The sequence below is a fragment of the Streptomyces sp. L500 genome (assembly GCF_054551825.1).
Genome location: NZ_JBTOLC010000082.1, coordinates 1 through 10,768 on the forward strand (window position 1 = coordinate 1; position 10,768 = coordinate 10,768).

10 protein-coding genes are annotated in these 10,768 nt (G+C 66.8%); 5 read left to right on the forward strand and 5 right to left on the reverse strand.

What is annotated here, in order from left to right; genetic code table 11:
- Positions 1-307: 307 nt before the first annotated feature.
- Positions 308-472, reverse strand: coding sequence for a transposase family protein (locus ACX9I7_RS32005; RefSeq protein WP_459389328.1), 165 nt, complete (start codon positions 470-472; stop codon positions 308-310).
- A 234-nt stretch (positions 473-706) separates the two neighbouring features.
- Positions 707-1,363, reverse strand: a complete 657-nt coding sequence (locus tag ACX9I7_RS32010) for a response regulator (protein ID WP_459389329.1) — start codon at positions 1,361-1,363, stop codon at positions 707-709.
- A gap of 686 nt (positions 1,364-2,049) precedes the next feature.
- Between ACX9I7_RS32010 and ACX9I7_RS32015 the strand changes: the two genes are divergently transcribed.
- The 3 genes from ACX9I7_RS32015 to ACX9I7_RS32025 all read left to right on the forward strand — a co-directional run bounded on the left by ACX9I7_RS32015 (position 2,050) and on the right by ACX9I7_RS32025 (position 5,220).
- Complete coding sequence (locus tag ACX9I7_RS32015; protein WP_459389321.1) at positions 2,050-2,739, forward strand: hypothetical protein; 690 nt, start codon at positions 2,050-2,052, stop codon at positions 2,737-2,739.
- A gap of 288 nt (positions 2,740-3,027) precedes the next feature.
- The gene (locus ACX9I7_RS32020) at positions 3,028-4,074 is read left to right on the forward strand and encodes a hypothetical protein (protein WP_459389322.1); all 1,047 of its coding nucleotides are present in this window, start codon (positions 3,028-3,030) and stop codon (positions 4,072-4,074) included.
- A 36-nt stretch (positions 4,075-4,110) separates the two neighbouring features.
- Positions 4,111-5,220 (forward strand): HBL/NHE enterotoxin family protein, encoded by a 1,110-nt coding sequence (locus tag ACX9I7_RS32025; RefSeq protein ID WP_459389323.1) that lies wholly within the window; start codon positions 4,111-4,113, stop codon positions 5,218-5,220.
- A gap of 112 nt (positions 5,221-5,332) precedes the next feature.
- Here ACX9I7_RS32025 and ACX9I7_RS32030 read toward each other — a convergent pair whose 3' ends face one another.
- Positions 5,333-7,165: an FG-GAP-like repeat-containing protein gene (locus ACX9I7_RS32030; RefSeq protein ID WP_459389324.1), complete on the reverse strand. Its 1,833-nt coding sequence runs from the start codon at positions 7,163-7,165 to the stop codon at positions 5,333-5,335.
- 72 nt (positions 7,166-7,237) lie between these two features.
- Positions 7,238-7,957 (reverse strand): hypothetical protein, encoded by a 720-nt coding sequence (locus ACX9I7_RS32035; RefSeq protein ID WP_459389325.1) that lies wholly within the window; start codon positions 7,955-7,957, stop codon positions 7,238-7,240.
- 406 nt (positions 7,958-8,363) lie between these two features.
- Between ACX9I7_RS32035 and ACX9I7_RS32040 the strand changes: the two genes are divergently transcribed.
- Entirely contained in the window at positions 8,364-9,461 is a 1,098-nt protein-coding gene (locus ACX9I7_RS32040) for a hypothetical protein (protein WP_386724338.1), read from the forward strand.
- Between the two features lie 30 nt (positions 9,462-9,491).
- Complete coding sequence (locus ACX9I7_RS32045; RefSeq protein WP_459389326.1) at positions 9,492-9,995, forward strand: hypothetical protein; 504 nt, start codon at positions 9,492-9,494, stop codon at positions 9,993-9,995.
- A gap of 50 nt (positions 9,996-10,045) precedes the next feature.
- Here ACX9I7_RS32045 and ACX9I7_RS32050 read toward each other — a convergent pair.
- Positions 10,046-10,768 (reverse strand): RICIN domain-containing protein (locus tag ACX9I7_RS32050; protein ID WP_459389327.1); only part of this gene is annotated, 723 nt, incomplete at its 5' end.

Consider the following 10,768-nt stretch of genomic DNA (forward strand, 5'->3'; position numbering starts at 1 on the left):
TCCTAGCCCTGTCCGGATGGGTTGTCGTACCACTCGATGGTGGTCCCGATGAGGCTCGCGACGACGATTCTGGGGAGCGAGTTGGGAGTTGGGGTGGGTGGGGGTGGGGTGGCCATCTGATCACTTCCGGGTGGGCGAGGGGCGCGTCATTGCGTCGCCACACCGTAGGAAGGTGCAGGTCAGGGGCCTATGTGGTGGGGGGACCACACTTCGGGGTCTGGGCGTGGGGGCAGAGCCCATCTGCTCGGCGAACGTCGCCCACGAACACCCGCGCTCGCGGCAGCGGAACCGCCTCGCCCTGACGCGATCACACCGGGCGCCCGCCGACCGGGCTGTCCGCGAGCCGCCGGACGTAACGGCTGTGCACGTAGTCCGAGAGGACTCCGCAGCTCGGGCATGCGGCCTGGAGCCCTTGAGCGCGGGCTCGTATGACGGCTGGCTCGTCGTCGGTGTCGATGCCGTCGAGGGCGATGCCGTCGGTCTAGTGGAACCAGAGGTCCTGGAGGAGCGCGTCAGCCACGTCTGTTCATGATCGTGGATTCGGTGACCCTCCGTGGCTCTGGCACGGAATGTGAGACAGAGCCACTTTTAGACGACGCCCACAGATAATTCCCCGCCAGTCAGCATCTCGAAGTCGGCAAACCGATCACGACGTATACCGTCATCAAGTGACACGTGATCTGGCTATCGCCTGGTCCACCAGGTCTCAGCTGCGGTACTCGCCTTGCCCCGGCTCACCACGGTGTGTTGACAGGCGCCGCCTGTGACACGCGCGAGCGTTCGGCCCTGCGCATCGGCTCGGTGGCGTATGCCACCGCACGACGAACCCCCGCCTCAGCACCCCTGGAGGGGATTCCTGAGCTGCCACGTTCCTGTCACCAACATCGTCGACACACCTGGACCACAAGAACCCCACCTGCGTGAACAGCATCGATCCAGACCCGATGGACGCCAGAAAACGGTTCCGCCTACCTGGGTGGTGGCCCCCCGGCGGTAGAACCCCCAGGGCGGCGGCACGTACCGCCTGGATCAGCTCCTCGGGACCGGAATCCTTGAGCAGGAAGCCGTCGACCCCGGAGCGCAGGGCACGGATGACGTTCTCCTCGTCGCCGAAGGTGCTGAGCATGACGACGGCGGCCGGGGGCTCGAGGGCGGTGAGGCGCGCGAAGGCGTCCAGACCGTCCGTACCGGGCATGCGGACGTCCGGGAGCACGACGTCGGGGCGTTCGCGGACGGCGAGTTCGACGGCCCGGGCCCCGTCGCCGGCCTCGACGACGACCTCGATGCCGTCGGCGTGCTGCAGTACGAGCCGGACGTCGGCCCGTACCAGAACCTCGTCGTCGACGAGGAGCACGCCGATCATCCGGCCTCCATGGGCACGTCGAAGAAGTCGATGCCGGTCAGCCGACCGGCCGCGCGGGCAGCCCCGGAGACCACCCCCACGACGGAGACGTGCGTCGGAAAGCGCTGTCAGGACCGGGAGCACCGCGGCCAGCCCCCACAGCCCGGCCACCGACCACCACCGCCACAGCACGAAGCAGCCCAGCCCGGCGGCGCCGAGCCCTAGCGTCAGCCATCGGCTCCGGCTCCCCGGCCCATCGGTGAACCGGGCGATGACCTCGTCCGTGACCACCACCGCCGCCGCGACGGGCACCATCTCGGCGGCGGACCGCAGCAGCACACGTCCGTGGGGGCTCTTGAGCGTCACGACAGGGGTCCAGGGAGCCTCATTCCTTTCCCGCCGGGGGGTGAGAGGAGGCGTCTGCTCCGCCACCAGCGCGTCAACGGGTCGTTCATCGACCGTTTGCTCACCTGCGGTGGGCTTGGCAGCGTCGGCGAGTCCGTTCCTGGCGCCGAGATTCCGCGCAAGAAGCCAGAGGAGCTTTCGCCGACGTGACCACCACCGGTTTCACCTTGGGCCGCGGGGTGATCGCAGGCGCCCCGGCTGCACGGATCCGGGCGCGAAGGGGCCACCGACGCTAGCCACCCGCACGAGGCACCCGTCACCGACGGGTGACCACCCAAGCGGAACACGAAGAGGAAAAGGACATGGCATTCATCATCACTCAGGGAAGCCCGAACCCGCTGGTCCTGGCGCCGGGAGCCACCGCCTCGTTCACGATCGAGGTGAAGGTCGACGCAGGCTCGGTCAGCGCGGGCGAGACCATCCGGGTGAAGCTCCCGGCGGGCCTGTTCTTCCCCCCGAGCGGCCAGATCCGCTACATCAGCGGAGGCAGCGTCGAGGTCCTGACCGTAGAGGGCCTCGAAGACAACGGCCGTCTCGTACGCTTCAAGGCCAAGGCGATCGGAACCCAGCTGCAGGGCTTCTACTCCATCAACGTCCAGGCTGAGGCGAACGCCGCCCCGGGCGACCACCCCCGCGCGGACGGTCTCACCATCGGGGCCGCCACCACGGCACCGCTCAGCTTCCGCGTCGGCCCGCCGCAGCCGGTGGAGCGCAAGGTGCACGGGACCGTCGACGCGAACAGAAACGTTCTCTCCGGCAACGGCTTCAGCGTGTGGCCGGGCCTGCCCGGATCATACAAGATCATCTTCACCGAGGTCTTCGCGTCTCCGCCAACCGTCCTGGCCACTTTACGGAAGGGCGGCGAGCGGGGAACCATCTCGGTCGAAACCGTCGATACGGGCCTGTTCGTCGTGCAGACAGCAGTCAACGGTGCCTGGGCTCCTCTGGGGTTCTCCTTCATCGCGATAGGCCTCGGAGCACCGAATCCGTAACCGCGTTTCGGTCACCTCGGCGCGACTCCACCTGAATGCTCGAGCAGAGAATCGTCCAAACCCTGATCTCATCGATGGCCGATCAGGATTTGGCCGAATAGCCGTCATGTGATCAAGAGTTTAGCGGTGTAGCTTCATCGGGCCGGTGCCACGTTTCCGCGCTTGAGTACTACCGCCCCGATCGGTGGCCAAGTCGAAGAAGGTTGCCGTTTCCATGAGTTGCCGCAACGACTGGGGGTCGCGATCCTCGCGATCCCGTGCTTTTGACTTCAACTACGGGAGGTACACGTGACGTCATCGTCAGAGGCCGGGCCGGGCATTGTGCCGATCGGGTCGCTCGACCCGATCGCGCTGGGACGCGCCATCGACAAGCTGGTGACGGCGGCTCTTGCCGCGCAGACCTGGAGCCTGGTATGTGCTGCCGAGGTGGCTGTGCAGACCACGGACAAAAACGAGGCACAGGCCATGCGCACGGCTCAGGAAGGCGTCAGGGACAGCGCTCGCGCCTACCTGGGTGCACAGGTCCCCGGAGTCATCAAGAGGCTCGTCGACCTCCAGAGCGCGGCCGCGCTTTTCCGTAGCATGCAAACGTTGGCCGCGACGGCCCCTGAACAATCGGCCGTCTGTCTCGACGCCGTGACGAAGGAGTTCGGAAAATTCCAGCAGATGGCGGATGAGTTCGCCAAGGTGTATGAGATTTTCTGGGAGCAGACGGAGACCAGAGGGGCCGCTCTGACCGACCGCGCGAATGCCGAAATCAGGAGGCTTTCCGCGGGCAAGGGGAAGATCGCTGCCACGACCCGTGCGCTCAAGGACATGCAGCAGACCGTGAGCAAGGACTTGGACGACCTCATCGAGGCGTCGCACACGACCGGCAAGGGGGCGCGGAAGATCCTCGACTCCGTTGCGGAATCCCTCAGGGGAATCGGGGGCGAGGGAAAGTTCACGGGTGGCTCGGAGGCCGCGCACAGAGGGATCGAGGAATCCTCGTCCGGCGATGTCGGCAAAGCATTGCAGAATCTCCGCAAGGACAGCGAAAAGCTCGAGAAGCTCTACAGGGAGCTCGCCGGGCTGCAGGCCGGGCTGCAAGCGGTGATGAAGGTCGAATCGGACTGCAACGCCTATGTGCGCAGTGTGTGCGCTGTCGCAGGGCCGGCCAGAGCCCTTGCCAACATATGGCAGCAGGTGTACGCGGAGTACGCGACCGCCGTGGTGAATCACACGGGGCCCGGCGACAGCGCCAAGCTGGCCGAAGGCATCGACGCGGCCGCCGTCAAGTGGGAATCACTTCTGACGCGGACAAGGGCGCTGAACGCTGCGATCACCGGTAACTGACGCGGAGTGTCGAGCAGGGAAAACGAAGGGAAGATCATGACCACGGCTATCCAGGAAAGCGTCGCGCTGCAGCAGCAGGCAGGGAATGCGGCCGTACAGCAAGGAGGAATGACCGCGCTCGTTCAGTCGTATGCGCTGAGCGTGACGCAACAGGCGAACCTGAACCTGAGCGGTAGCGACAACAGTCAGGTGAGAGCTTACGCGGTGGGGATCAACACGGAACTGGGCAAGGCTGCGGACACGGCCAGGAGATACCTGAACACTGTGCAGCCGCAATCAATGGCGCTGCTTGCCCAATCCCGCAACTTTTTCGCCCTCCAAGGGGCTTTCGCTCAGATCCTCGATCAGCAGCAGAGCTTACCCGCGAACCAAGCGGCGCAAGTGCTCATCGCCCTTCGGGACGAGGTGGGAAAGCTCAGGGACAAGGCGCAGCACTACGCCACGGCCATGCAGAACCTGCGGGACGCCTTCGGGGACAACGGAAGGGAGTTCGCCTCCTACGCCGCCAAGCTGAACTCCGTGGTGAGCGGTGACCAAGGGATCCTGAACCAGCTGGACGACCAGCTGAAGCAGGTGAACGCACAGATCAGCACGAGCTCCACCCGGAATGCGAACGGCTTGGCCATCCTCGGCGGCCTGGCCTTGATGGCCGTTGGCGTTCTCGGCGCGGTGTTCACCGGCGGGCTGTCCCTGGGGTTGACCATCGGCGGCGGCGCACTGCTCGTCAAAGGGATGGGGCGCACCAACGGGCAGGCGCTGGCGCAGCTCTACAACCAGAAAAGTGAGATCCTCAAAAGGCAGCAGAAGATCCGGGACGAGGTGAAGCTGCTCCAGGTCTGCCAGGCCGGGCTGACTGATCTCGGGAAGCAGGCGAGCCAGGCAGCCACCGCGGCGCAGACCGTCGCCAACGGATGGGACAGCCTCAAGGGGTCACTGGAATCCGTCGCCAGTAATGTCGAGCTCGCCAGCCAAGCAACCATGCCCTTGCTGCGACAGGTCTTTGTGGGCGCTGCACGCAGCATCACGCCCGACATCCTCAACAGGATAACCATCATGGAGAACAACCTGACCAGCACGCAGGTGCTGACGAGTGTCAGTACGACTACCGGCGACATGATCCAGGCCGGGCTCCTCCAGCACGCGTGACGACCGCGCTCGCCCTGTGAGTTGTACTCCGCTCCTTCGTGCCTCCGCCTGCCATGACGGCCGGCGGAGGCACGATGTGTCGCCGTGATGGGGCTGTAGAGGCCCTCCGGGGCTATCGGGTCCTGAAGCGGCGGAAGAGGTTCCGGGCCACGTACACTCCCGGGCCGCCGAAGCCGACGATGTCGACGCGTCCGTCACCGGTGATGTCGGCGAGGAAGCGCGGGTGGCGGTCGACCCGCCAGGCGCCCGCGTCCTCGTCGTACCCGAAGCCGCGGCACACCAGCTGAGCCTGCTCGAACTGGCCATCGCCGCGGCTGTGCGACACCCAGACCCCCTCGTCGCCGAAACCGACGACGTCCGGGTTGCCGTCGCCGGTGACATCGGCGAGGAAGCGAAGGTGCTTCCCGCCCGTCCACCCCTGGGCGAGCCCGAAGTCGTTCAGGACGAGCTTCGCGGGCTCGAACGTGCCGTCGCCGCGACCCCGTGAGACGACGACGCCCTGCGGGCCGAACCCGACGATGTCCACGGCTCCGCCACCGGTGGTACTCACCAGGAACCGGGGGTGCTCCTCGACCGAGCTCCACCCCCGCTCGGTTCCGAAGTCGTCGAGGACGTACAGAGGATCGGCGAACTTTCCTTCCTCGTCCTGGAGTGATACCCAGACGCCGTCGTCGTGAAAGCCGATGATGTCGAGCCTGCCGTCCCCGGTGGTGTCGGCGAGGAAACGGGGGTGTTTGCCGGCCAGCCACCCACCCGCTTCCTCGCTGTGGCCGAATGCCCGGAGGACCGGTTCGTCGGCGATCGGTGCGAACTTTCCTTCCTCGTCCTGGAGTGATACCCAGACGCCGTCGTCGTGGAAGCCGATGATGTCGAGCCTGCCGTCCCCGGTGGTGTCGGCGAGGAAACGGGGGTGTTTGTCGGCCAGCCAGCCGCCGGCCTGCTGGCCGTGGCCGAACGCCTTGAGGGCCAGCTTGCCGCCCGTGGGCGCGAACTTCCCGGCGTCGTCGTGGGAGGACACCCGGACACCGTCGGCGGCGAGCACGACGAGGTCGGGCTTGCCGCCGCCCGTCGTGTCCACAAGGGTCCACAGGTCCAAAGGACTCGGGGAGGGCGCGCCCTGGTGCAGGGCGCGCTCGTCGTCGTCGAACGTGCCGTCGCCCCTGCCGGACGACGTCACAGCGCCCTTCGCGGGTTTGAGCCCTACGATGTCCGCGCGTCCTGTTCCCGTGGTGTCGGCGAGGAACCGCGCACCGTCCCCGGCCCACCAGCCCGGTTGACCGCCGGGAGCGCGATCGGCCCCGCTGCTCTTCCACGCGCCGGCGTCCTGGTCGCTCCCGTACTGCTTGAGGACCAGCAGCATGTCGCTGAAGGCGGGTGTCGCGCCGGGTACCGGTCGGAGCGCGGGCGAGCGGTCCAGCCGCCAGGACCGGCGGCTGTTCCAGTGGCTCAGCGGTGCCCAGCGCAGCACCGGGTCGCTGATGCGCTCGGGTTCGGCCGGGACGAACCGCCACCGCTGGCTCTTCGCGCTCTCGTCGTACGCGCGCAGGACGACCCGGGTGTCCTCCTTGCCGGGGTCATCGAGGTCGAGAACGGTGCCGTCGGCCACGCCCTCGATGAAGTAAAGGCCCGCTTCACCCTCGACGGGGACGACCTGCCACTGCTGGCTCTTCTTTCCGGCGGCGGCGTCCCACTGGCGGACACCGCGGTCCGTGGCGGCGGGGTTGTCGAGCACCTTGCCGTCGGCCGCGTTGCGGATCACGTATGTCTGGCCGCCCTGCGCGGCCGGCACGGGGGTGAGCTGCCATCGCGCCGGGTTCGGGCCGCCCTCGGGGAAGTCGCGGACGACGAGTGCCCCGTCCGTGCTCGGCGCGGCCTTGGTGCCGAGGGTCTTCCCGGTGGCGGCGTGGACGATCTCCAGTTTCAGTTCTTCCGTGGGCACGGGCATCGTGGTGCCTCTTCCAGGCGGTTGGGGCGTCGGCTCGGGACGGGTGCGGTGCGCCGGTGGCCGGACCGCGGATCACGTGAAGACGTGGTGGTACGGCACGTTCCATTCGCTGGGCAGCCGCGGGTAGAACGTGTTGATGACCGTCCCGGTGAAGTCCCCGCCCCAGTTGTAGGTGAGACGCACCTCGCTGTCGGCCGCGACCGCGTGGTCCTTGAACCCGAGGATGGCGTCGGGGTGGGTGATCGGCACGAAGGTGATCCCGCCCCACGGCGTCACCGTGACGACCCAGAGCTGGGTGTCCTCGATCGCGCCGTTCTTCCCGCGCCACTTGTCGCCCACCTTGTCGGGGAGGCCGACCTGGACGGTGTCGGCCGTGCTCTTGGGGGCCTCCTGGTGGACGGTGATGCGCCGGCGCTGCGGCTTCGGCGCGCCGTCGTCGCCGCGCCCGACGTCGGTTCCGCCCGCACCGGCGGGTTTGGGCGACACCTGGCCCGCGGCGCTCTCGATGAAGTACAGCGGTCGCTGCCCGAAGAAGCCGGCGGGGGTGATGTGCCAGAGGTGGCCCTGCGCGTCCTTGACGGTCGGGTCGAGCGCGGTGGCCAGTTTGACCCCCTTGTCGTGGCTGTCCTCCTTCAGTTCGGCGGGCCGCAGGTAGCCGCCGTTGAAGGCGTGGACGAGCATGACCGGCCGGTTCTCGACCAGTGCCGCCACGATCGCGTTGTCGTAGCTGTTCACCGCCACCGGGCCGCCGACCACCAAATTCGCCATAGCCGTGCGTTCTTGGGTGTACATCGCGGAAACCTCACCTGTTCTGAATGTGGAGAACAATGGGTCGGACGCTCAGTGCAGTAGCCTGTCGCGCGGCATTGCCGCACATTCAACCGCGTTCGGTCGAAACGACTTCGAAAACGATTGGACACCTCACCTACGCCCACGCGCAAGACTGCGACATCGGCAGGCAGAGCGATTCCGAAAGCCGTCGATCGGGCAATCGTCAGACCTCAAGTTACCTGTAACTCAGATGAGTTGGGGTAGCCGTCGAGCCCTGTCGCCCGATTGGGCACATAATACGGAGACGCCTTCCCACGTGACAGGAGCCCGTGCTAGCTTCGCCTTCCGGAACGTGCTTCGGAACGTGCGCAGATCCTTGTTTACATTTCACCGAGCGAAATTCGGCCAGATTAGTCGAGGGCGGGGAATGTCTTCCAACGCGTACAACCTGGACCGGGCCAAGCGCCAGCCGCTGACGAAGAAGAACCTGCGGGAGCTCAACATCCAGCAGACCTGGCAGTCCATCCTGAACCACCCCAACCTGGTCTACGTCGACGACTACGGTGTGCGGCACAAGCCCGTCGGGTTCTCCGTGAACAAGTCGAGCTTCGGCACTTTCCCCGGCACCGCCTTCCAGTTGGGCTGGATCGCCTATATGAACCTCGGGGAGCCACTGATCGAGGAGCGGTGCGACATCAGCCAGCCCCCGCCCGACACATTCTCCTCGCGCGCCTACGTCAACCGCAGCCAGACGACCACGATGAACTTCACCGACTCGGTCGATTTCACCGTGTCGAACGGGGTCACGTGGTCGCTCCAGGGATCGGCCCAGCTCACCTTCGGCGGAAGCGTAAGCGCGCAGCTCCAGCTGCAGTTGCAGAACCAGCTCCGGATGGACCTCCAGACGCAGCTTCAGACGCAGCTCCAGAACGAGGTGTCGGGCAGGAACACGAACACGATGACCAACAAGAACAGCAAGGACAACGTCGGGGTGGACAACGCCAACGCCACCGAGGCGGGCATGCGGAACGCGATGACGAACTCCGCGGCAAACACGCTGACTAACTCGGTGGGCTTCACGACCACGGGCAGCGCCACCGGCACCGCGACGCTCAACGCGCAGTTGATGCTGGGCATCACTGCCTCTGTCGGCGGCTCCCTGAACACCAGTTGGACCTCGCGATCACAGATTTCCGGCCAGGTTCAGCCGAGCTCCCGCGTGCAGACCATCGCCACGCAGCGGCGTTGCCGCAAGCAGTACTGCTACGAGATCCCGGTGACCTTCTCCGGGTTCATCGCGGTGATGTACGACGTGCCGGTGGCGGTCCTGTCTCCTCCTCAGTCCGGGGACTACCCGGGCCTCGACCGGGTGGTGTGCCGCGACATCGGCGACCTCGACCTGGCGGGCGGCGGCTTCCGCATGAAGGGGCTGGCCGAGGTCGTCTCCGCCCTGGAGGTCCACCACACGATGTTCGACGGCGAGAGCCTGACCGACAGCCAACGAGCGCTGCACAAGCAGCCTTGACCGGACGGACAACGACCAGGGGTGACGACCATGGTGTTCGACAACATCTTCGGCTTCGCGGGCAAGGGCGCGGGGCTCTTCTCGGTGACCACCGATGGCGAAAAGCCGCAGCCGGGGGCGGGTGTCGACTTCGAGGACGCGGACGGCGACACGTACGACGACACGAGCACGAGCCTGTTCACCAGCGCCATACATGGGGCTTCCTCCCGGGCGAAGGTCGTGCAGGAGCAGTCGCCCGAAGCGCGGGCCGTCCTGGGCTTCCTAGGCTCCTTCATCCGCACCACCCAGGCGTCGGCAGGTGAACAGGCCCGGTACGCCGGGGATCCCGGCTCGGTGTCCGCAGCGGCGGCCGCCGGCATGCAGGAGTCGAGTACGACGGTGTCGGGGCACCCCGGCCTTCAGAAGAACGAGGACCTGGAGGACAAGCCGAAGAAGAGCGATTACACCAAGGCGCCCAAGGCCCCCGAAGCACCCAAGGCTCCCGAAGCCCAGGCACCCAAGGCGACCGCCGAGAAACCGTCCCGTTCCGAGTAGGGCCCGGGTGCCGAGGGGGCAGGGGCGAGGCCGCCCCTGCCCCTCGTGCGTCACACGGGGAGCAGCTGCCACTGCCGGTCCCGGTGGTCACCCTCGGCCCCGTGCTGCTTGATCACCGTACGGGCGTTGGTGTCGACTTTCAGGAGCAGACCGCTGTTCCCGTTCGCGATCTCGTACACCCGGGGGGTGTCGGTAACCGAGCCCACCGGGATCAGCCTCCACTGCTGGTGGCGGGCGTCACCGCCCTCGTAGGCGCGCTGTGCGACCACCGCCCCGGGCCTCTCCTGCGCTCCGACGACCTCCAGGACCTTGCCGCTGCGTACGTTCTCGATCCTGTACAGGACGTCGCCGTTGTCCTGCCCCGCCGGGATCAGCCGCCACCGCTGGTGATCCCTGGCGGCGGCGAGCAACTGGTGGATCTCGGCCCCGTCCTTGGTGGACTCGCGCAGGACCCCCATCCGCAGCCTGCTCCGGACGTTGGCCCAGGAGACGACCGTGCCCGACTCGGGCAGCCCGGCCATCCTTGTTGACGCGACCTTCCGGATGCGGTTGTTGACATGGTCGGCGATATAGAGGGTGTCGACGCAGTCCACCGCGAGCCCGAACGGGTTGTACAGCTGGGCTGAGGCCGCCGGGCCGTTGTCACCGCTGAAGCCCGCGGTGCCTGTGCCGGCGACCGTGCTGATATTTCCGTCCGCCGCGACTTTCCGGACCCGGTGGTTGCCGTGGTCGGCGATGTAAAGGCTGTCGGTGCTGTCCACCACCATGCCCAC

What these genes read in the sequence shown, in the direction of transcription:
- ACX9I7_RS32010 (WP_459389329.1), bottom strand. Translation starts at nt 1,363, where the DNA reads ATGATCGGCGTGCTCCTCGTCGACGACGAGGTTCTGGTACGGGCCGAC.
- ACX9I7_RS32015 (WP_459389321.1), top strand. Translation starts at nt 2,050, where the DNA reads ATGGCATTCATCATCACTCAGGGAAGCCCGAACCCGCTGGTCCTGGCG.
- ACX9I7_RS32025 (WP_459389323.1), top strand. Translation starts at nt 4,111, where the DNA reads ATGACCACGGCTATCCAGGAAAGCGTCGCGCTGCAGCAGCAGGCAGGG.
- ACX9I7_RS32030 (WP_459389324.1), bottom strand. Translation starts at nt 7,165, where the DNA reads ATGCCCGTGCCCACGGAAGAACTGAAACTGGAGATCGTCCACGCCGCC.
- ACX9I7_RS32035 (WP_459389325.1), bottom strand. Translation starts at nt 7,957, where the DNA reads ATGTACACCCAAGAACGCACGGCTATGGCGAATTTGGTGGTCGGCGGC.
- ACX9I7_RS32040 (WP_386724338.1), top strand. Translation starts at nt 8,364, where the DNA reads ATGTCTTCCAACGCGTACAACCTGGACCGGGCCAAGCGCCAGCCGCTG.
- ACX9I7_RS32045 (WP_459389326.1), top strand. Translation starts at nt 9,492, where the DNA reads ATGGTGTTCGACAACATCTTCGGCTTCGCGGGCAAGGGCGCGGGGCTC.